This is a genomic window from Sediminibacillus massiliensis, assembly GCF_900156915.1.
GTDB classification, from domain to species: Bacteria; Bacillota; Bacilli; order Bacillales; family Amphibacillaceae; genus Sediminibacillus_A; species Sediminibacillus_A massiliensis.
Genome location: NZ_LT732535.1, coordinates 494,724 through 514,260 on the forward strand (window position 1 = coordinate 494,724; position 19,537 = coordinate 514,260).

Annotated in this window: 26 protein-coding genes and 1 other RNA gene; 23 read left to right on the forward strand and 4 right to left on the reverse strand. The window is 40.5% G+C overall.

Annotated elements, in window-relative coordinates:
- The first annotated feature begins 6 nt into the window (after positions 1–6).
- The 8 genes from CZ434_RS03215 (at position 7) to CZ434_RS03250 (ending at position 5,650) form a co-directional block, all read left to right on the forward strand.
- Positions 7–369 carry a DUF1798 family protein gene (locus tag CZ434_RS03215; protein ID WP_077621771.1) on the forward strand — a complete coding sequence of 121 codons (363 nt, stop codon included), beginning with the start codon at positions 7–9 and terminating at the stop codon, positions 367–369.
- A 37-nt stretch (positions 370–406) separates the two neighbouring features.
- Positions 407–826 (forward strand): cytidine deaminase, encoded by a 420-nt coding sequence (locus CZ434_RS03220; protein ID WP_281252295.1) that lies wholly within the window; start codon positions 407–409, stop codon positions 824–826.
- Positions 827–939: 113 nt separating this feature from the next.
- Positions 940–1,356, forward strand: a complete 417-nt coding sequence (locus CZ434_RS03225; protein WP_077621773.1) for a spore coat protein — start codon at positions 940–942, stop codon at positions 1,354–1,356.
- A 63-nt stretch (positions 1,357–1,419) separates the two neighbouring features.
- On the forward strand, positions 1,420–1,980 hold the full coding sequence (locus CZ434_RS03230) for an SLOG family protein (protein WP_077621774.1): 561 nt from the start codon (positions 1,420–1,422) through the stop codon (positions 1,978–1,980).
- Between the two features lie 77 nt (positions 1,981–2,057).
- Complete coding sequence (gene gpsB, locus CZ434_RS03235) at positions 2,058–2,363, forward strand: cell division regulator GpsB (RefSeq protein WP_077621775.1); 306 nt, start codon at positions 2,058–2,060, stop codon at positions 2,361–2,363.
- A gap of 113 nt (positions 2,364–2,476) precedes the next feature.
- Positions 2,477–2,861, forward strand: an RNA gene (gene rnpB, locus CZ434_RS03240) — RNase P RNA component class B.
- Between the two features lie 144 nt (positions 2,862–3,005).
- Complete coding sequence (locus tag CZ434_RS03245) at positions 3,006–4,136, forward strand: THUMP domain-containing class I SAM-dependent RNA methyltransferase (protein ID WP_077621776.1); 1,131 nt, start codon at positions 3,006–3,008, stop codon at positions 4,134–4,136.
- A gap of 14 nt (positions 4,137–4,150) precedes the next feature.
- Positions 4,151–5,650, forward strand: coding sequence for a carboxypeptidase M32 (locus CZ434_RS03250; protein WP_077621777.1), 1,500 nt, complete (start codon positions 4,151–4,153; stop codon positions 5,648–5,650).
- A gap of 42 nt (positions 5,651–5,692) precedes the next feature.
- Here the strand turns inward: CZ434_RS03250 and CZ434_RS03255 are convergent, their stop codons facing one another.
- Together CZ434_RS03255 and CZ434_RS03260 are read right to left on the reverse strand one after the other, a co-directional pair.
- Positions 5,693–6,055 (reverse strand): hypothetical protein, encoded by a 363-nt coding sequence (locus tag CZ434_RS03255; RefSeq protein ID WP_425442001.1) that lies wholly within the window; start codon positions 6,053–6,055, stop codon positions 5,693–5,695.
- A 278-nt stretch (positions 6,056–6,333) separates the two neighbouring features.
- Positions 6,334–6,888 (reverse strand): hypothetical protein, encoded by a 555-nt coding sequence (locus CZ434_RS03260; protein WP_077621778.1) that lies wholly within the window; start codon positions 6,886–6,888, stop codon positions 6,334–6,336.
- A gap of 132 nt (positions 6,889–7,020) precedes the next feature.
- Here CZ434_RS03260 and CZ434_RS03265 point away from each other — a divergent pair, with 132 nt between their 5' ends.
- From CZ434_RS03265 to CZ434_RS03280, 4 genes are all read left to right on the forward strand, one after another.
- A complete protein-coding gene (locus CZ434_RS03265) occupies positions 7,021–7,788 on the forward strand; it encodes an SDR family NAD(P)-dependent oxidoreductase (RefSeq protein WP_077621779.1) in 768 nt (255 codons plus the stop codon).
- A gap of 111 nt (positions 7,789–7,899) precedes the next feature.
- Positions 7,900–9,057, forward strand: coding sequence for a type III polyketide synthase (locus CZ434_RS03270; protein WP_281252232.1), 1,158 nt, complete (start codon positions 7,900–7,902; stop codon positions 9,055–9,057).
- Positions 9,054–9,569 (forward strand): isoprenylcysteine carboxyl methyltransferase family protein, encoded by a 516-nt coding sequence (locus CZ434_RS03275; RefSeq protein ID WP_077621781.1) that lies wholly within the window; start codon positions 9,054–9,056, stop codon positions 9,567–9,569. The genes CZ434_RS03270 and CZ434_RS03275 overlap by 4 nt, the downstream gene beginning before the upstream one ends.
- A 101-nt stretch (positions 9,570–9,670) precedes the next feature.
- Entirely contained in the window at positions 9,671–9,961 is a 291-nt protein-coding gene (locus CZ434_RS03280) for a DUF6123 family protein (protein WP_095742890.1), read from the forward strand.
- A 40-nt stretch (positions 9,962–10,001) separates the two neighbouring features.
- On the opposite strand, the gene CZ434_RS03285 is transcribed toward CZ434_RS03280, so the two are convergent.
- Both CZ434_RS03285 and CZ434_RS03290 read right to left on the reverse strand, forming a co-directional pair.
- A complete protein-coding gene (locus CZ434_RS03285; RefSeq protein WP_077621782.1) occupies positions 10,002–10,412 on the reverse strand; it encodes a ribonuclease HI family protein in 411 nt (136 codons plus the stop codon).
- 111 nt (positions 10,413–10,523) lie between these two features.
- On the reverse strand, positions 10,524–10,724 hold the full coding sequence (locus tag CZ434_RS03290; RefSeq protein ID WP_077621783.1) for a cold-shock protein: 201 nt from the start codon (positions 10,722–10,724) through the stop codon (positions 10,524–10,526).
- Positions 10,725–12,075: 1,351 nt separating this feature from the next.
- Here CZ434_RS03290 and CZ434_RS03295 point away from each other — a divergent pair.
- From CZ434_RS03295 to CZ434_RS03345, 11 genes are all read left to right on the forward strand, one after another.
- Entirely contained in the window at positions 12,076–12,936 is an 861-nt protein-coding gene (locus tag CZ434_RS03295; protein WP_077621784.1) for a DUF72 domain-containing protein, read from the forward strand.
- Positions 12,937–12,947: 11 nt separating this feature from the next.
- Positions 12,948–13,541: an HD domain-containing protein gene (locus tag CZ434_RS03300; protein WP_077621785.1), complete on the forward strand. Its 594-nt coding sequence runs from the start codon at positions 12,948–12,950 to the stop codon at positions 13,539–13,541.
- Between the two features lie 135 nt (positions 13,542–13,676).
- Positions 13,677–14,426, forward strand: a complete 750-nt coding sequence (locus CZ434_RS03305; protein WP_077621786.1) for an anthrax toxin lethal factor-related metalloendopeptidase — start codon at positions 13,677–13,679, stop codon at positions 14,424–14,426.
- Between the two features lie 31 nt (positions 14,427–14,457).
- On the forward strand, positions 14,458–15,414 hold the full coding sequence (locus CZ434_RS03310) for a thymidylate synthase (RefSeq protein ID WP_077621787.1): 957 nt from the start codon (positions 14,458–14,460) through the stop codon (positions 15,412–15,414).
- Positions 15,415–15,439: 25 nt separating this feature from the next.
- A complete protein-coding gene (locus CZ434_RS03315; RefSeq protein WP_077621788.1) occupies positions 15,440–15,937 on the forward strand; it encodes a dihydrofolate reductase in 498 nt (165 codons plus the stop codon).
- 15 nt (positions 15,938–15,952) lie between these two features.
- On the forward strand, positions 15,953–16,534 hold the full coding sequence (gene mobA / locus CZ434_RS03320) for a molybdenum cofactor guanylyltransferase (protein ID WP_077621789.1): 582 nt from the start codon (positions 15,953–15,955) through the stop codon (positions 16,532–16,534).
- Between the two features lie 117 nt (positions 16,535–16,651).
- Positions 16,652–16,846, forward strand: a complete 195-nt coding sequence (tatA, locus tag CZ434_RS03325) for a twin-arginine translocase TatA/TatE family subunit (protein WP_077621790.1) — start codon at positions 16,652–16,654, stop codon at positions 16,844–16,846.
- Positions 16,847–16,866: 20 nt separating this feature from the next.
- Complete coding sequence (locus CZ434_RS03330) at positions 16,867–17,055, forward strand: twin-arginine translocase TatA/TatE family subunit (protein ID WP_077621791.1); 189 nt, start codon at positions 16,867–16,869, stop codon at positions 17,053–17,055.
- Positions 17,056–17,165: 110 nt separating this feature from the next.
- On the forward strand, positions 17,166–17,891 hold the full coding sequence (gene tatC / locus CZ434_RS03335; protein ID WP_077625055.1) for a twin-arginine translocase subunit TatC: 726 nt from the start codon (positions 17,166–17,168) through the stop codon (positions 17,889–17,891).
- Positions 17,892–17,917: 26 nt separating this feature from the next.
- A complete protein-coding gene (locus tag CZ434_RS03340) occupies positions 17,918–18,136 on the forward strand; it encodes a YozE family protein (protein ID WP_077621792.1) in 219 nt (72 codons plus the stop codon).
- A 255-nt stretch (positions 18,137–18,391) separates the two neighbouring features.
- Positions 18,392–19,537: an exonuclease SbcCD subunit D gene (locus CZ434_RS03345; protein WP_077621793.1), complete on the forward strand. Its 1,146-nt coding sequence runs from the start codon at positions 18,392–18,394 to the stop codon at positions 19,535–19,537.

A 19,537-nucleotide genomic window follows, 5' to 3' on the forward strand; every position in this document is an offset into this window, starting at 1 on the left:
AATTTCATGGAAATACAACATATTACCCTCCAATTGAAAGATATATTCCAAAACCTAAGAAACCGTTATGAAACAAACGACAAACCGGAGGATAGAAGGGACAGGGAATTTTTTTCTTTCGTTAAAAAAGAGACTACTCCTGTTCACGACTTGATTGTAAAATGGGAAGAGCATGCCTCTGCATTCGTTCAAAACAAACAGGTCAGCGTCCATCCTCAACAAGTTGCTTCCACCTCAGAAAATTTGCAACTTCTGCTTTTGCATAGCTATTACATCGATGTGAAACGCAAGAGATATATGGAATTGTATCAATCCGTTCAATATGTATTTGATTTGTTGCTGAAAGATATCGGGAAACAAACTTCCTGACAACAGGACCAAATTCTATTTTTCTCTCAAAGAAAGGATTGCTGTCATAATGGAAAAAATCGATTTACTCAATAAAGCGAAGGAAATACGAGCGAAAGCATATACACCTTATTCCAAATTTCCTGTTGGTGCTGCTTTGCTTACAACTTCAGGGAAAGTTTATTCAGGCTGTAATATTGAAAATGCAGCATACCCTGTCAGTCTTTGCGCTGAGCGGGTTGCCATCTTTAAAGCCATTTCGGAAGGAGAGACCGATTTTTCCGAAATGGCCGTCGTCGCGGACACCGGTCGGCCTGTTCCACCTTGTGGTTCTTGCAGGCAAGTGATGAGTGAGTTTTTTGACAAGAAAATGCTTATCCATATCGGCAACCTCCATGACGATCAAAAAACGATGACAATGGAGGAGCTGCTCCCTTTTTCTTTCGAACCAAGCGACCTGCCGGCGGAAGAAGTGTAAGCAAGTCATTAATTAGTAACTTTTCCTATAAAATAGGTTAATGTCTTAGACAAGTACCGGCCACTTATCATAGGTTATTAGTGAACCTATAATTAAGGAAGGAGAGACTTGTTATGAGACGTCATCATGGCCCGCATCATGGATGTATGAAGCCTGCAAATCAAATCGTTTATCCTACTAAGCATAACGTGGTCCATAATTGTTATGAGGAGAATGTTCAACATGTTCATCCCTCTCATACGACCGTAATGAATCACCATTTAATAAAAAATAACCATGTTTATCCACATTCCACTTCAGTACAAAACACAGTTGACAGTGTGGACCTGTACGGAGGTTCCTTTAATGTTCCCGGCAACCAGGTGGCCGGTGCTGCTACACCTCCTTTCGGACCAGGCAGCCAGGTGGCCGGTGCATCGACTTCACCATATGGCCCCGGCAGCCAGGTAGCAGGTGCGATGAGTCCGGGAGGCCCTGGAATGGGACCATACGGACCAAAAGGATGGAAAAAGAACAAAAAATGGTGTTGATAAATAAAAGAGCTGGACAACAGGCCAGCTCTTTCCTTGTTGACAAGAGGAGGTGAACGGAAGATGAAAATCCTGACAGTTACAGGTTACAAACCGATGGAAATGAACATCTTCAAACAGGATGATAAGCGGATAGAATACATAAAAGCTGCAATTAAAAAAAAGATAATATCATTTATAGAAGAAGGTTTGGAATGGGTATTGATATCGGGACAGATGGGGGTAGAGTTATGGGCCGGGCAGGTTGTGCAAGAGCTGCAGGACACTTATGACATCAAACTTGGTATCATCCCGCCATTTGAAGATCAAGATCAAAGGTGGCCGGATTCTTTAAAGATGATATACGAAGAACTTGTCCTTCAGGCAGATTTTCACCAGCCGATCTATCATGGTGGCTATAAAGGGCCTTATCAATTCAAAGCAAAGAATCAATGGCTTGTCGAAAAAAGTGACGGCTGCGTAATCTTGTTAAATGAAGAATTTCCTGGCAGCACCCGCTTTTTTTATGATGTTGCAGCATCGGCAAATCAAAAGAATGGTTATCCGATTTATTTGATCACACCGATGGAGCTTGAGGAAATAGTCAACGACATACAGATGGAAAATCCGGAACATTGGGATTGAACAAGAGTTAAAATTGACATTTAGCAAATGTTTTGAAAAAATAAAGGATAAGTTGGATGAGATATGAGGTGATAACAATGGGGTTAGACCGTATTCAATTAACTGGAAAAGATATATTGGAAAAAAACTTTAAAACTGGTATGCGTGGGTACAATCAAGAAGAGGTTGATGAGTTTTTGGACATTATCATCCAGGATTATGAAGCCTTTCAACAAGAAATGGATAAATTAAAACAGGAAAATGAACGCTTAAGAAAACAATCCGATCAGTCAAGGACTAGATCGACTACGACGAACCACCAAGTGAATTATGATATTCTGAAGAGGGTTTCCAATTTAGAAAAAGCTGTTTTTGGAAAAAAATATGCAGATGCCGATTCTTGATCTATTGGATTGGTAATCATTACTAGTGCAAAGCGTCTTACCATTTGATATAATCATTATTGTCGCATTGACGTGTGCAACCAATCATATTACAATAGATAAGCAATCGATGAATGTTTGAGTAATCGCTGCACATTTATGTGTAGAGGAAAGTCCATGCTCACACAGGCTGCGATGCCTGTAGTGTTCGCGCTTGACGAAGTCATAAGTCAAGGTAATCCCCTTTGGGGATTAACGGCAGGGATGATGCCTAAGTCCTTTGAGGATATGGCATCGCAACCTTGAAAGTGCCACAGTGACGTAGTCAGTCAGGAAACTGTCTGAGTGGAACGAGGTAAACCCCGCGAGTGAGCAACCCAAATAATGGTAGGGGCATCCTTTATTAGGGAAACAGAACCGAAAGAGGGCCAGGCTCTAGTCTGGAGATAGATGATTACTACTTGCGTACGAGGCTGACCACCGTTTGCAGTACAATAGTACAGAACATGGCTTACAGAACATTCAGGGGTCTTGCTTACAATTATTACATCATTAGTAACCCTTTCTTAACCCGGAGGCATCGGATAGAAAGGGTTTTTTGTTTCTTTATTAGGGCAATCTAACCGATAGGAAGCACTATGGCAAAGAAAGGAATCAATACATATGAACCAGCAAGTAACATTGATAGCCACAGCGGCGATGGGCTTGGAATCCATCGTAGCGAGAGAAGTGAAAGATCTTGGGTATGACGACGTTTCAGTGGAAAATGGCAAAGTGATCTTCAACGCGGATGTTTCGGCTATTCCGAGATGCAATCTGTGGCTCCGTACCGCTGACAGAATAAAAGTGCTTGTCGGCGAATTCGAAGCAACCTCTTTTGATGAGTTGTTCGAGAAAACGAAAGCTCTCCCATGGGAGTCATATATTGAAGAAGATGGGGAGTTCCCTGTTATCGGGAAATCAGTCAAGTCTAAATTGTACAGTGTATCGGACTGTCAGGCGATAGTGAAGAAGTCTGTAGCCGAACGACTTAAGCAAAAACATGGGGTGGCGTCCTGGTTAAAAGAGACTGGCGCATTTTATCGGATAGAAGTGGCACTTCTGAAAGACAAGGCGACTTTGACGATCGACGCATCAGGAACTGGGCTGCATAAACGCGGTTACAGAATTGGACAAGGAGAAGCTCCCTTGAAGGAGACCTTGGCGGCCGCTCTCATCAAATTGACAAACTGGACCCCTGACCGTCCATTCGCCGACCCTTTTTGCGGCTCTGGTACAATTCCGATCGAAGCGGCGATGATAGGGCAAAATATAGCTCCGGGTTTCAATCGTGAATTCAGTTCGGAAAACTGGCAGTGGATCGGGAACAAAACGTGGGAAAGGGCACTTGAAGAAGCCGAGGACCTCGCCAACTACGATCAACCCCTGGATATCACAGGGTCTGATATCGACCATCGTATGATAAATGTGGCAAAGGACAATGCGATGGAAGCAGGTTTGGGTGATTTAGTTGATTGGAAACAGATGCAAGTGAGGGATATTTATCCGCGGAAAGAACATGGCTATCTTGTCGGTAACCCTCCATATGGTGAAAGACTGGGGGACAAAGCAGAGGTTGAACAAATGTACAAGGACCTTGGCAGGGCAATGGAAGATCATCCAAGCTGGAGCGTTTATATTTTGACCTCTAATGAGAACTTTGAAAAACTCTATGGCAAAAAGGCTTCAAAAAAACGGAAACTTTTCAATGGCTTTATCAAGACGGACTATTATCAATATTTCGGCAGGCAATAATGGGAGGGGAAGAAATGGCGTCTATTCAACAGTTGGAAAAAGAATTCAGTGAGCTGTTAAAAGAGAGGAAGGCATATGAAGAGGCTCTCGCTCTGATTCAATGGGATTTAAGGACCAAAATCCCCTCAAAGGGAGTGGATCAGCGCTCGGAGGTAATCGGTATCTTATCAGAAAAGCTTCATTTACTTTCCACTTCTGAAAGAATCAAACATTTAATCGATGGGTTAAAAGGAAAAACTGACAGTCTTATTCTCCAAAAGTCATTGGAAGAATGTGAAGAAGAGTATGAGAGAAACCGGAAAATCCCCAATGATGAATACAAGTCATTCATTATGCTGCAGTCAAAGTCCGAGACTGTGTGGCAAAAAGCAAGAGAAAATAATGATTTTAAACTACTAGAACCATACTTGGAAAAATTGGTGGAATTCAATAAGAAATTTGCAGATTATTGGGGATATGAGAAACATCGGTATGACGCCTTGCTCCATTTATATGAGCCGGGGGTGACCACTGAAATTCTGGATGAAGTGTTCCCTAAATTGAGGGAATCACTCTCCCGACTGGTGGAAAAAGTGAAGGATTCCCAGTCTAAACCGGATCCATCCATCTTGAAGACCCATTTTCCGAAGCGGCAGCAAGAACAATTCAGCCTTGAAATACTTAAAAGGATGGGGTATGACTTTGAGGCGGGAAGATTGGACGAAACGATTCATCCATTTGCAATCTCTGTCAATCAGCACGACGTCAGGGTGACAACGAGATATGACGAAGAAGACTTCCGGATGGCAGTATTTGGAACTATTCATGAAGGGGGGCATGCCCTATATGAACAAAACATATCGGATGAATTGATGCAAACGCCTCTCGCTACCGGAACTTCGATGGGTATCCATGAATCCCAGTCTTTGTTTTGGGAAAATTTTGTGGCGAGAAGTGAAGCGTTCTGGGAAAATCATTTCGAATTGTTTAAATCGTATGCGCCCGAGTCTTTTCATGATATATCATTTGATGACTTCTACAGGGCGGTCAATGAAGTGAAGCCATCTTTTATTAGGATTGAAGCAGATGAAATGACATATGCTTTACATATCATGGTCCGCTATGAATTGGAAAAGGCGTTGATTAACGAGGAAATTTCCGTCAGTGAATTACCGGAGTTATGGAACCGGAAAATGGAGGATTATCTCGGAATCAGACCATCGTCTGACAAAGAAGGTACTTTGCAGGATATACACTGGGCAGCAGGGGATTTTGGTTATTTTCCTTCTTACGCTTTAGGTTACATGTATGCAGCGCAGTTCCATCATACTTTAATGGAGCAGATGGATTTCGAAGAAAAGATTAAAAATGGGAATTTCGAACCAATCAAGAATTGGTTGCGCGATAATATCCATCAGTATGGAAAAATGAAAAAACCACTGGAAATATTAAAAGACGTAACGAGTGAAGAATTGAATCCAGATTATTTAGTCAGACATCTGAATGAAAAGTACGCCAAAATTTATCAATTCTAAATGGAACGAGCCACCATCCGTGCAAAGGATGGTGGCTCGCTTTTATCTGATCAATGCTTCATAACCAGGCGATCCTGGAGGAGAGTGTTGGATAATATCCATGAAAGGAATTGTATATGCAAAGACAATCAGTGTAATGGTTATCCCGATCCACAGTTTCCAATTTTCCAGGAACATGGGAGTGGGTTCTGCATCTTCAGCTACTTCTGCCAGTGGAAATTCTTGCTTTTCTTTTGGTGCAGTAAACACCATATAGCAAAAGATATACAGCATCAATATGATTCCGATAAACACGATGAAACCGCCCAGTGCCAAAACAGAAATCAGTGTTCCTTTTAAATCCGGTTCTGTTCCCAGCTGTGAAGCAACATCCGTTTTGTGCTTGTTTGCAGGCATTCCAGCCATCATCATCCAACCCCTTTCCTGAATTGCTTACACATTTTATGTTACACGATGGGAAGATGGTTTTTTCACCGGCCGGCAAGGATTCACAGTTTGTTCATTAACGCCTGGACTGCAAGGTATGAGGATTTTACTAACTGTATTGTAGAAAAGTATGTGGCTTTTTTGTGACAAAGTCTCTTTTTTCGGACGATGGAGGAATAGAGGAATGGGGGAAAGAGGATAAGTTACGTACAAAAAAACATGAGGTTATCAAACCCTCATGTTTTTTCGTGAAATATTTAGCTTAATGCATCTCCCATGTTCGGTGCATGCATATCGATGCCTTCATAAAGTTCATTGATTTGTGTCTGGAACTCTTCCCATTTAGCTTCAGCATTCGAAAAGTCAGGATCCAAGGCAGATTCTTCGATTGCGGAATGCATCTCTGCATAATACTCGCTTAGTGACGAAAGGGCACTGTTATATTTCTCTTCGACATCTTCCGGGAGGTCCGTGCTGAACTCATATCCTTCAAGTTCAGTTTGAGCGTCTTTTGCCGCTGTCAATGCTTCTTCAGCTGCTGCTTGTGTATCTTCTTCTGCAGCTTCCTCATCTGCAAGACTTGCTTGATATGCGTTGATCTTTTGTTGATACGGGCTGATTGTGCTAGTGAAATCCCTTTGTGCATTAAGTACATCTTTCTTCACTTGTGTGCTGTCTGTTTGATCTTCATTTGTTTGATTTTCTTCTGTAGAAGAATTGTCACTGGCTTCTTCTTCACCGGAATCAGATTGGGAACAGCCTGCGACTACCATAACAGATATGATACCAAATAGTAGTAACAACTTTTTCATCTGATAACCCCCTTCGATATATGTATAATTTGTGAACAATTATGTATTTTAGTACTCTGGTAATGAAAAGTAAATACTTTTTGAAAATGTTGGAAAAATCTAAATATTGTAAAAGTGACAGGAGTGAAGAATATGTATTTACCCAGCTTTAAACTGGAAGGCAAGCTTGCGGTAGTAACAGGAGCCACGAAAGGAATTGGAAAAGCGATTGCTTCAGCCTATGCGGAATCAGGGGCAGATCTAGTGTTGATTGCAAGAACCGAACAGGGACTCGAAGAAACAAAAAAAGAGGTGGAAAGCTTCGGCAGTTTTGCATACACGATTTGTGAGGATGTGCGAAACTATCAATCCATCACCAAACAGTTGGATGAGTTGATAGGTGACAGGAAAATTGATGTATGGGTCAACAATGCGGGTATCAACTTCAGAAGTGAAGCCTTGGAGGTAACCGAGGAAGAATGGGAAAAGATCATCGATATTAATATGAAGAGCAGTTTCTTCCTCGCTCAATCTGCAGCAAAAAAGATGAAGCAGAATAGTGGTGGCAAAATAATCAATATCACCTCGGTTGCAGGACATGTGGCGCTAAGGACAGGGGTCGTTTATGCTATGACAAAGAGCGGTCTTATTCAAATGACAAAGAACCTCGCAATGGAGTGGGGTAAATATGGCATAAGGGTAAATGCCATTGGACCTTGGTATTTCCCCACTTCTCTAACGGAAGAAATATTGAAAGATAAGGATTACGTAGATGACATATTGGCCAGAACTCCTTTGAAAAGGATCGGAAAGTTGGAAGAATTGGCAGGAAGTGCTGTTTTCCTGGCTTCAGATGCCAGCAATTATATTACCGGACAAACATTATTCGTTGATGGTGGAATGACCATTTATGGTTTCTAGTAAATGACTTTTGATCTTCATATTTTTAAGTGCAGTTGGAAAAACTAACAACCTATTCAAATTTCTTTCAAAAATTGTTATTACGGTCAGGAACAGGGTATTACATATTGAGTGGAGTCTTTTTTTCCCAGTTCCAGCCAAACTCAGACCAATACCAAGAAAAAGAGAAGGTGTCAGTTTATGTCCTATATTGCCTCAATCGGTACTAGTCAACCCGAATTCAATATGAAACAAACAGAAGTCAAAGATTTCATCAAAAATATTTTCCCCCGGCCGGAAAAAGAACTCGACAGGTTAATGCCTGTGTTCGAAAATGCTCATGTGGCCAACAGACAGTTTGTTGTTTCAAAGGCCTGGTTTTCAGAGCAGCATTCTTTTGTAGAACGAAACCGGATTTATCAGGAAAAAACACTTCAGCATAGTTTGGAAGCCATCGATAAGTGTTTATCCAGTAAAGAAAACTTTCATGATCCTATACCATATGAAGCCATCGATTCGTTTGTTTTTGTATCAAGTACTGGAATTTCGACTCCATCGATGGATGCCCATATTGTCAATAAGAGATCGTTCAGGGATGATATCACAAGAATTCCCTTATGGGGGTTAGGATGTGCCGGCGGAGCAAGCGGACTTGCCAGAGGTCATGAATGGCTCGAGGCGAATAATTCCGGAGTGACATTGATCGTATGTGCAGAGTTATGCAGTTTGACCTTTCAGAAGGATGACGAACGGAAAAGCAACTTTATTGGCTCTGCCTTATTCGGTGATGGCATTTCGGCTGCATTGATGATAGGGGACAAATCGGAATATCGACACCATATCCGGCAACCTGTCCCGAAAGTCAAAGCAGTAAGCTCTCGATTGAAGAAACAATCGCTGGATGTCATGGGATGGGAAATTGCTCCTCATGGTTTTGAAGTCATCTTTGCTAAAAGCATTCCCCGTCTTGTCGAGACATTTTGGAAAGAACATGTGGACGATTTCATGGAAAAACAGGGAACCATATCAACCGATTATGGGTTTTTCATTGCACATCCAGGAGGCAAAAAAGTGTTGAACGCAATTGAAAAGGTCCTGGACGTTTCCGAAGATTCCCTGCAATTTTCCTATCAAGTTTTGCACGACCATGGCAACATGTCATCCTGTACAGTTTTATATATCTTGAAAGAATGGATGAAGAACGGTGTTGAACCGGGAGAAAAGAGCATTGTTTCCGCTTTGGGTCCTGGTTTTAGTTCAGAATTATTAGAGGTGGAGTGGTCCGGATGAACTTGTGGATGTGGGGGCTGCTGTTATTCCTCGTCGTCCAGCGGCTGGCGGAATTGGCAGTAGCCAGAAGCAATGAAAAGTGGATAAAATCAAAAGGAGGATACGAAGAGGGGGCGGGTCACTATAAATGGTTCGTCATTGTTCACAGCTTGTTTTTTATATTCCTGCTGGTTGAATCCCTGCTGAGACATCCTGGCGGGGTAGCGCTAGATTACCGGCTGTTCATCCTTTTTATCCTTGCTCAACTTTTCAGGGTTTGGTGCATCACATCGCTGGGAAGGTTCTGGAACACTAAAATACTCATTCTTCCGGGGGCAGATTTGGTAGCGAAAGGGCCCTATAAGATGATGAAACACCCTAACTATGTGATTGTGGGGATTGAATTGTTTATCATTCCACTTCTTTTCCAGGCCTACTTGACTGCAGTTCTCTTCCCGATCATCCATCTATTGTTGTTGGTTATACGAATCCCGGAGGAAGAAAAAGCACTGGCCAGGTTGAAAAACAGGTAGATGTTCTGGACAAACAAGTTTTACTTCGTCATAATGAGGAAGGGAATTTATCTACTAATTTAATAAGTAAGTTCGAATGAAGTTAGGTTGGTGTCTAAAGGATGACTTTGGAAATCGGAAAAAGGAACAAGCTCGGCTACTTTATCGAAGATTTATGGACCCAAGGATTTAAATTGACTGATGAAAATATCAGATTTATATATCTCGGCAAGAATTCAACCAATGCAGAAGACTGGAAAGTTATCAAGGCACTTAAAGTAACATTACAACTCAAAGTTGAATTTGACGGCAGCTTTTATTTAAGTGTTCTTGAATTATTAGCTCATTCAACTGTCCGTGATGCCGGCGAAGCAAACCATTTACTGAGAGAAAAAGGATTGTACATAAAATAGTGAGCCTTGTATGAAAAAGCGCCCGATCTCTCTCGGGCGCTTAATCTGTGTCAAACTCTTCTTCCTTTTCCCGGAGGGCTTGTCTCGCTAACTTATCGGCATGTTTGTTTTGTTTTTCAGGAATCCATTTGATGAAAAAATACGGAAATTCTGAGGAGGATTTTTTTATTTCTTCCAAAAAAGGAAGGAAGGTCTTATTCTTTGTAAAGTCTTTCTCGATAACGTCTACTACTAATTTAGAATCTGATCTGAAAGAAAGGATCTCACCGGGAAATTGCTGTCTGCATATTTTCAGTGCTTCTATGACGGCAAGAAATTCTGCTTCATGATTCGTATGAATGCCAAGTGGAATGGAAAACATCTTTTGAGCGGTTCCATCCTTAATGTAGATGCCTGCCCCGCTTTGGCCCGGATCTCCTTTTGCTGCCCCATCTGTATATACTTCGATCATGCGTAAGCCTCCAGATTACATAGTATGTGATTAATTGTTGTCTGATTTTTGAATCCAGACAGATAATAAATAAAACGGTGGCCGAATTGACCACCGCTTAATGTTGTATGATTAATTTTTAGTAACATTAGCTGCTTGTGGACCACGGTCACCTTCGACAATTTCAAAAGTTACCTCTTGGCCTTCTTCTAATGTTTTGAATCCTTCTTCTTGGATGGCTGAATAATGTACGAAAACATCATTCCCATCTTCCAATTGAATAAATCCGTAACCTTTTTCTGCATTGAACCATTTCACTACACCGTTTTGCATGTTAATAATCCTCCCTAAAAACTACCACGTCAAACGTGTTAATGATACAAAGAAAGAGGTATGGAAACAAAAAAGGCAGCCCGTCAGAAGCATGAGGATCATAATTCCAATCCAACTTCTAATGAAGCTACCTGTCCTTACTGAATCCTTTACATCTTCTTTGCTTGACTCCAATATAGCCTATTTTAATATACTAGTCAAGAATATAATGCACTCGGAATTCTACTTGTCAAGGAGTAAAAATTAACAATTTTGTGAGAAGCATTTAAATTTTTGACGCTATATTCAGGGAGCATGGAGAAACTTTTTCATCCTAAAAAGTCAAATTCAAACTGACTTGGTTGAGAAGCTCAAAAGTTAACGCCTGAGTTCTATATTAACCGATTAACTAACCTATGTATCTGACTTTATTTTATAATGTTTACTAATTTTGTGAGAAGCATTTAAATTTTTGACGCTATATTCAGGGAGCATGGAGAAACTTTTTCATCCTAAAAAGTCAAATTCAAACTGACTTGGTTGAGAAGCTCAAAAGTTAACGCCTGAGTTCTATATTAACCGATTAACTAACCTATGTATCTGACTTTATTTTATAATGTTTAACAATTTTGTGAGAAGCATTTAAATTTTTGACGCTATATTCAGGGAGCATGGAGAAACTTTTTCATCCTAAAAAGTCAAATTCAAACTGACTTGGTTGAGAAGCTCAAAAGTTAACGCCTGAGTTCTATATTAACCGATTAACTAACCTATGTATCTGACTTTATTTTATAATGTTTAACAATTTTGTGAGAAGCATTTAAATTTTTGACGCTATATTCAGGGAGCATGGAGAAACTTTTTCATCCTAAAAAGTCAAATTCAAACTGACTTGGTTGAGAAGCTCAAAAGTTAACGCCTGAGTTCTATATTAACCGATTAACTAACCTATGTATCTGACTTTATTTTATAATGTTTAACAATTTTGTGAGAAGCATTTAAATTTTTGACGCTATATTCAGGGAGCATGGAGAAACTTTTTCATCCTAAAAAGTCAAATTCAAACTGACTTGGTTGAGAAGCTCAAAAGTTAACGCCTGAGTTCTATATTAACCGATTAACTAACCTATGTATCTGACTTTATTTTATAATGTTTAACAATTTTGTGAGAAGCATTTAAATTTTTGACGCTATATTCAGGGAGCATGGAGAAACTTTTTCATCCTAAAAAGTCAAATTCAAACTGACTTGGTTGAGAAGCTCAAAAGTTAACGCCTGAGTTCTATATTAACCGATTAACTAACCTATGTATCTGACTTTATTTTATAATGTTTACTATATAAAATGTTTAAGGAGAGGAGAGAGCCGGAGCATGACTATCAATATAGGAGTTACTGGATGGGGAGACCACGAGATTTTATACCCTGATAAAACACCCTCTAAAGATAAATTAGCCGTTTACAGTTCTCATTTTCCTGTTGTAGAAGTAGATTCGGCCTTTTATGGGATCCAGCCGCAGAGGAATTATGAAAAATGGGTAAGTGAAACACCTGAACGTTTTTCCTTCGTCATAAAAGCGTATCAGAAAATGACTGGGCACGACAGGAGCACGATGAACAACCAGGAAGCCAAAGACTTATTCAAAGCCTATTATGATTCCATACTGCCGGTTCTGGATGCTCAGAAACTGGATGCTGTGTTGTTCCAATTCCCTCCATGGTTCGAGGTTTCCCAAGAGAACGTGGGCAAGCTCAAGAAAATCCGGAGATTGCTTCCTGACTTACCACTTGCTTTAGAATTCAGAAACCAGTCATGGTTTGAAGAGAAATATAAGCAAAACACACTCCGTTTTATGAAAGAAGAAGGCTGGATACATACTATTTGTGATGAACCTCAAGCGGGAAGAGGTTCTGTACCTGCTGTGCTGGAACCGACCAGTGTACACAAAACCCTTATCCGCTTCCATGGAAGAAATGTTCATGGTTGGAACAGGAATGGCAATAAAGATTGGCGGGCGGTACGCTTTCTATATAATTATAACCAGGCAGAATTACTGGAGTGGGCCGATAACATAAAAAAATTAAGCGAACAATCGAAGAATATTACAGTGTTATTCAACAATAACTCTGGTGGGGATGCCGCAGCGAATGCTAAGCAATTAATAGCACTGCTTGGCATTGACTATACAGAATTAAATCCGAGACAATTGGATTTATTCAACAACAATGGATAGGAGATGGCAGGATGAATGAAAAGAAGTTCTTATCAAACATTCAATCGTATGTATATGGGCTTTTTCATGAAGACCCGACTGGACATGATTATCATCACATGAAGCGTGTAGCCTTAACGGCAAGGCGGCTTGCAACGATAGAAGGAGCAGACCCGTTCATTGCGGAAGTTTCTGGTTGGCTTCATGATATCGGTGACGCAAAATTGTTTGCCGATGGCGAGGAAGCAAAGAACGAGATGAAAGGATTTCTGCGAGAATTGGGGTTGCCGGAAGAAATGATAAAACTGATCGAACTGGCTGTAGCCGATGTGTCCTTCAGCAAGGGGACTATTCCAGATACCATGGAAGGAAAGGTGGTTCAGGATGCTGACAGGCTCGATGCAATCGGTGCAATCGGTATAGCCAGGACTTTTGCCTATGGAGGGGCGAAAAATCAGCTGCTATTCGATGAGGAAAAAAGCAATACATCCATCCAGCATTTTTATGATAAACTGCTCCTTTTAAAGGAATTGATGAATACAGAGTCCGGAAAATCTGAAGCGGCTGAAAGACATAGGTATATGGAGAGCTTTTTGGAACAATTCTTCCGTGAATGGAAGACATGACAAGTACAAAACCCTTTTGAGTAAGAGCTGTTCTGCATGCAATACTCAGAGACCTGTGTTTATGTTAAAATGGCAATACCGCATTTACAAAACCTAAAGAAGAGAGCATAACTTCACTACCCTCTAGAAGATAACATGATTCATGTTCTGAAGCATTGTAAAGTTGTTTTTATTGTCATTATTTTTATCATTATTCCTTTTTCAGACTTTACACGGCCGTTTCAAGGGATAGTTCTCCAAAAAGCTATGGGAAACGAGAAATTCCATCAGGTTAGAAATTATGCCAATTATGATTTGTTGGACAAGTTGGTCATCGTGCCGGAAAGGGCAAAATCCACAAAAGCATTGATCGGTATGCTCGGCAGGATTAATAGTATTGACCGCTCAGTATTGGATATGTTGACCCACCAAGGTGTGAAAATCAGATTATTCGAAGGCAGGCTTACCGATGAGCCTTTATTGTATTATTTGAAATGGCAAGAACCCCGGGGATGGAACCACGACATTACCTGGTCAGAAGTACCCGGAGCGGGGGGAAGCTGGTTAGTATCTGCTAAGGTAGGTGCCAGCGAAAAAGGCAGTGGCCATGGTTCCATCAATCTGGAACTCCATGAAATCGGTCATACCGTATACCGGATTTTGAATTCATCGAATGATTATGCGAACCGACTGAAAGATATTTGGCTGACAGAAGTAGAAAGCATGTTTCCTGATAAAGCCTATTTTCAAGATTATCCGTCGGAATATTTCTCGGAAATGTTTGCCTATTATTATTATTCGGAAGAGTCAGTGGAACGGATAAAGGCAAAGGCACCGGAAACCTATTGTTTCCTTGCCAGCCTGAAAAGAGAGGATTTACGACAAATACCCCTCTATTATTATTAGCTGAAATTTTAAATGGAAGTAGGGAAGGTTTATGAGCAACGGTGAATTGGCATATTTGGATTTGTGCAGGAAAGTATTAGAAGAAGGTAACAAAAAAGGGGACCGAACAGGAACGGGAACATATTCATTGTTCGGCCATCAGATGAGATTCGACTTGCAGGAAGGCTTCCCATTGCTGACGACTAAGCGGGTGCCGTTTCGATTGATTGCAAGTGAATTGTTATGGTTTCTGAAAGGAGATACGAACATCCGCTATCTTTTGGAGCACAATAATAATATATGGAACGAATGGGCTTTCAAAAGATGGATCGAAAGTGAGAAATATTCCGGTCCTGATATGCGGGATTTTGGCCGTAGAAGCCAGCATGACCCGGATTTCCAAAAGGTATATCAAAATGAAATGGAAAAATTCAAGGATAAAATTTTAACCGACGAGTCGTTTGCAGAAGAGTTTGGTGAGCTTGGCTCCGTCTATGGCAGGCAGTGGCGTGACTGGAAAACATCCAAGGGAGATTCAATCGACCAGCTAAAGCAAGTCATAGAAGCTATCAAAACAAATCCGGACTCGCGCAGGCATATAGTAACTGCCTGGAATCCTGAAGATGTTCCGACTATGGCACTTCCGCCCTGTCATACCCTTTTTCAATTCTATGTAGCCGAAGGTAAGTTGTCTTGTCAATTATACCAGAGAAGCGGAGACATTTTTTTGGGAGTGCCATTCAATATTGCCAGCTATGCATTGCTGACACATCTTATTGCCAGAGAATGCGGATTAGAAGCAGGCGAGTTCATTCATACTATCGGTGATTGTCATATATATTCCAATCATGTCGAACAAATTCATACCCAATTGAGCAGGCAACCATACGAACTTCCTTTACTGAAAATAAAGGACGATAAAGGGTCCATATTTGACATCGAAATGGAAGATCTGGAGATCGTCGAATACCAATCGCATCCGGCTATAAAAGCTCCGGTTGCCGTATAATCAAGCAGAAAAGGAGATTGCGAATTTGATTTCATTACTCTATGCCATGGACAAAAACAGAGTGATCGGATATAAAAACGGATTGCCCTGGCGGCTTCCGAATGATTTGAAGTTTTTCAAAAAGTTGACTACCGGCAATACAATTATCATGGGCAGGAAAACGTTCGACTCGATGAACGGGCCATTGCCAAACAGAGAAAATGTCATCTTGACTACTGATCTTGATTTTCGGGCGGAAAATTGTCATGTTATACATTCAGTTGATTCCATTCTAGATTGGGATCAGCGCAATCCTGATAAAGAACTGTTCGTTATCGGGGGCGGAGTTCTGTTCGAACAAATATTGCCATATGCAGACCGAATGTATATGACTCTGATTGAAGAATCTTTTCCGGGAGATACATACTTCCCAAATTTCGATGAGAAAGATTGGAAACTGGTAAAAAAAGAAAAAGGGGAGAAAGACGATCGCAATCCCTACGATTATTTTTTCTTGCAATATGATCGCGTAAACAATAGATAGAGGGAGGTGTCCACAGTGAAAAAAGCTGGTGTCATACTTGCTGGTGGAAAATCTTCCCGAATGGGGGAGAACAAAGCATTGTTGCCAATAGGCGAGCGTCCGGCTATAAGTCTGATTGCTGAAGAACTACAGAAAAGCTTTCCTGAAACGATCATCATCGCCAATCAGCCCGAAGTATTTGAATTCCTTGGCTTGCCGATTTTCATGGACCGTTACCAAGAGGCAGGTCCGCTTGCCGGTTTGGAGGCGGCGTTTTCTTATGACGATAGCAGCATGTTAAGCCTTACCGGATGTGACATGCCTTTTATCTCACATGAGGTTTATGATTATTTGGCCAATCAAATGGATGAGTATGAAGCTGTAATACCAATATTTAAGAACAGAATTCAACCATTGTCGGGCATATATCACCGAAAAAGCCTGGAAAAGTTAAGAGCTTGTTTGGATGGGAAGCAATACAAAGTGAAACAGTTTCTGGACCAGCTGAAAGTAAACTATCTGGAATTGGATGGTCAAATACCAGAAGCCATATTAAGCCGACATTTTTTCAACATGAATTATCGGGAAGAGTATGAACAAATTGAAAACTTTATGTAATTATAGGACATTCCTCGGAAAAGATGATATATTAGACGTGAAATATATTTCTTCAGCAGTATGAGCCTGATAGATGAAGCTCTGCAAGATAACCTTAACAGTTAGCGGGTGAATGTAATGGGATTGTCAGCAATCGGTATCCCTGGTTTGATTTTGATACTTATTATCGTGCTTCTAATTTTCGGACCTAAAAAGCTGCCCGAGATCGGCAAAGCAACAGGTCAAACTTTAAAAGAGTTCAAAGACTCGACCAGAGAGTTGACTGATGAACATGAGAAAGACGAAGATAAAAGCCATACGCCAAAAAAATAAACTCATCGGAGTGATGTGTAATGTTCGGTAACATAGGATTTCCGGGGTTAATATTAATTTTAATCATAGCTTTAGTGGTATTTGGACCGTCTAAGCTGCCTGAAATCGGCAAAGCTGTCGGCAGTTCTTTAAGGGAGTTCAAAAAAGCTACAAGAGATATTATATCTGACGAAGAACCGAAGAAAGTCGAAGAGAAAAATAATAACTGATTGATCGAAGGTGTAAGGGGCGAACCTTACATCTTCTTTTCTGCACATAAAATGTTCCAGCAGGGGGAATTGGTTTGTCTGACGGTAGCAACAAGTCACCAGATAAAGAGATGAATATGACAGGACACCTGTCCGAGTTAAGGAACAGGATCATTTGGACAGCAGTTGTGTTCCTGGTATTTTTTATTACAGGATTTGTATTCGTGAAGGAAATTTACGGTTTTTTCGTTAACGATTTGGATTTTACTTTAAATGTAATCAGTCCTGGGGAAATTATTTGGATATATTTCACTATGGCATCGATAGTTGGATTGGTAGGAACGATACCTTTCTTATCTTTACAGATTTGGCTGTTCGTAAAACCTGGATTGACACCCCGTGAACGAAAAGTGTCTCTTGCATATATTCCTGCCACTTTTTTGTTGTTTACAGGGGGCCTTGTATTCGGATATTTCATTTTCATCGATTTGATCCTGCCGTTTCTATTGTCGTTGAATGACGGGATGTTCAATGAAATATTCACGGTGGATAAGTATTTTCGTTTTTTATTGCGTGTAACCATCCCGTTTGCCATTTTGTTCGAGATACCTATAGTCACGATGTTTTTGACCAGTTTGGGTGTATTGACTCCTGCATTTATGAGAAAAACGAGAAAATATGCTTATTTGATTCTGGTTATCATTGGTACGATGATTTCTCCGCCGGATTTTGTATTGCAGCTGGTGGTGGCCGTTCCTTTAATTCTCTTATATGAAATAAGTATCTTTTTGTCAGATATTACTTATCGGAGAAAACAGCGGCAGCATGAAAAATTCATGCAAGATGACAGCGAATGAGCAATGAAAGCATGAGGTGAGTAAAAATGCGTTCCTTTTACCATTATATGATGAGATATAGAGGTGCAGGTGTAAGTAGTGATGAGAGGCGCCTTGCGGACTGGATGTTTAATGACCATGATTTTCCCAAACAGTCTTCATCATACGATGAGATCAGCAGGTACCTGGAATGGAATATTCCTTTTACCGAGGCTTCACAGGTGTTTGATCGTCTTTGGGAAGACTATTTAAACAATGAATCATAATAAAAGACGAAAACTTGGCTGCAAGCCAGGTTTTTTGTTTTCAGAAAAAGCAAACAAGAAGTCCCTCATGATTAATATGTTTACACAAAACTATGTTCTAAATAAACAACTTAAAAAAAGTCATCCTCGCACCATATTCAGTGGAAACAACCAATCAAATCACGTCCAATCAAGCAACCATTTTACTAAGTATCCAGTAATTTGAAAAATACAATAAACATGTATCGTGCTAAAATAGAGATAGGAGGGAATTGCATGAAAATATTACATACAGCCGATTGGCATTTGGGAAAAATAGTGAACAGTGTCCATATGACAGAGGATCAACGTCATATTCTTAACGAATTGGTTGCTTTGGTTGAAAAGTTAAAGCCAGATGTAATCGTCATAGCTGGAGACTTGTATGACCGTTCTATTCCACCCAAAGAAGCTGTAGAATTATTGAATGATATATTTACGAAGTTGATCATAGATTATGAGATTCCTGTCTTGGCCATCAGCGGCAACCATGACAGTCCGGACCGGTTAGATTTTGGAAGCAGATTATTTCGCTCCCAGCAACTTTATTTGGAAACAAAACTAAAAGAAGCATTGACTCCAATCACGTTGTTTGATGAAGAAGGGCCTGTGCATTTTCATTTGATTCCATATCTTGAACCAGCCGACGTCCGTTCTTTTTTCCAAGATGACTCCATTCAATCCCATCAATCCGCAATGGAGGCAATCGTCAAACATATAGAGAGCCAAAATAATATGGATGAGCGGCATGTATTTGTCGGGCATGCTTTTTTAGCGGGCGGCATGGAGTCTGAATCAGAAGAGCGATTATCCATGATAGGCGGAAGTCCCTATGTGGATGCAGCATTATTGCAGTCGTTTTCATATGTAGCGCTTGGACACTTACACCAGCCTCAACGGATTACAAGTGAACGTATTCGTTACAGTGGTTCTATCTTGAAGTATTCTTTTTCAGAAGCTAATCATAATAAATCCATCGCACTGGTAGACATCGATAAGGATGGTAGTTATGATATCTCTCTCCATCCCCTACATCCTAAAAGGGATTTGAGAATTATTGAGGGGTTCTTTGAAGACTTAATCAATAATGAACCAACGGAAGATTACCTGCATGTAAGACTGCTGGATGATGGACAGCTTGTTGATCCGATGGGAAAGTTGAGAAAAGTATATCCGAACATTCTAAGACTGGAACGGAAGGTTCTGTCTTCAAAAATGCAGCTTAGTGATTTGAAGAAAATAAAAGAAAAGCAAAAGATGTCCCACAGTGAACTGTTTGAAGCCTTTTATCAAGAAATGAAGGGCGAAATAATACCGGAAAATAGAAAAAGGCAACTTCAGGAAGTCGTTCAACTACTAGTCGACCAAGAAAGGGATGGATGA

What these genes read in the sequence shown, in the direction of transcription:
- CZ434_RS03260 (WP_077621778.1), bottom strand. Translation starts at nt 6,888, where the DNA reads ATGAAAAAGTTGTTACTACTATTTGGTATCATATCTGTTATGGTAGTC.
- CZ434_RS03330 (WP_077621791.1), top strand. Translation starts at nt 16,867, where the DNA reads ATGTTCGGTAACATAGGATTTCCGGGGTTAATATTAATTTTAATCATA.
- tatA (WP_077621790.1), top strand. Translation starts at nt 16,652, where the DNA reads ATGGGATTGTCAGCAATCGGTATCCCTGGTTTGATTTTGATACTTATT.
- CZ434_RS03280 (WP_095742890.1), top strand. Translation starts at nt 9,671, where the DNA reads ATGACTTTGGAAATCGGAAAAAGGAACAAGCTCGGCTACTTTATCGAA.
- CZ434_RS03265 (WP_077621779.1), top strand. Translation starts at nt 7,021, where the DNA reads ATGTATTTACCCAGCTTTAAACTGGAAGGCAAGCTTGCGGTAGTAACA.
- CZ434_RS03290 (WP_077621783.1), bottom strand. Translation starts at nt 10,724, where the DNA reads ATGCAAAACGGTGTAGTGAAATGGTTCAATGCAGAAAAAGGTTACGGA.
- CZ434_RS03225 (WP_077621773.1), top strand. Translation starts at nt 940, where the DNA reads ATGAGACGTCATCATGGCCCGCATCATGGATGTATGAAGCCTGCAAAT.
- CZ434_RS03255 (WP_425442001.1), bottom strand. Translation starts at nt 6,055, where the DNA reads ATGGCTGGAATGCCTGCAAACAAGCACAAAACGGATGTTGCTTCACAG.
- CZ434_RS03295 (WP_077621784.1), top strand. Translation starts at nt 12,076, where the DNA reads ATGACTATCAATATAGGAGTTACTGGATGGGGAGACCACGAGATTTTA.
- CZ434_RS03230 (WP_077621774.1), top strand. Translation starts at nt 1,420, where the DNA reads ATGAAAATCCTGACAGTTACAGGTTACAAACCGATGGAAATGAACATC.
- CZ434_RS03250 (WP_077621777.1), top strand. Translation starts at nt 4,151, where the DNA reads ATGGCGTCTATTCAACAGTTGGAAAAAGAATTCAGTGAGCTGTTAAAA.
- CZ434_RS03345 (WP_077621793.1), top strand. Translation starts at nt 18,392, where the DNA reads ATGAAAATATTACATACAGCCGATTGGCATTTGGGAAAAATAGTGAAC.
- tatC (WP_077625055.1), top strand. Translation starts at nt 17,166, where the DNA reads ATGAATATGACAGGACACCTGTCCGAGTTAAGGAACAGGATCATTTGG.
- CZ434_RS03300 (WP_077621785.1), top strand. Translation starts at nt 12,948, where the DNA reads ATGAATGAAAAGAAGTTCTTATCAAACATTCAATCGTATGTATATGGG.
- CZ434_RS03340 (WP_077621792.1), top strand. Translation starts at nt 17,918, where the DNA reads ATGCGTTCCTTTTACCATTATATGATGAGATATAGAGGTGCAGGTGTA.
- CZ434_RS03305 (WP_077621786.1), top strand. Translation starts at nt 13,677, where the DNA reads ATGATTCATGTTCTGAAGCATTGTAAAGTTGTTTTTATTGTCATTATT.
- CZ434_RS03215 (WP_077621771.1), top strand. Translation starts at nt 7, where the DNA reads ATGGAAATACAACATATTACCCTCCAATTGAAAGATATATTCCAAAAC.
- CZ434_RS03285 (WP_077621782.1), bottom strand. Translation starts at nt 10,412, where the DNA reads ATGATCGAAGTATATACAGATGGGGCAGCAAAAGGAGATCCGGGCCAA.
- CZ434_RS03245 (WP_077621776.1), top strand. Translation starts at nt 3,006, where the DNA reads ATGAACCAGCAAGTAACATTGATAGCCACAGCGGCGATGGGCTTGGAA.
- gpsB (WP_077621775.1), top strand. Translation starts at nt 2,058, where the DNA reads ATGGGGTTAGACCGTATTCAATTAACTGGAAAAGATATATTGGAAAAA.
- CZ434_RS03310 (WP_077621787.1), top strand. Translation starts at nt 14,458, where the DNA reads ATGAGCAACGGTGAATTGGCATATTTGGATTTGTGCAGGAAAGTATTA.
- CZ434_RS03275 (WP_077621781.1), top strand. Translation starts at nt 9,054, where the DNA reads ATGAACTTGTGGATGTGGGGGCTGCTGTTATTCCTCGTCGTCCAGCGG.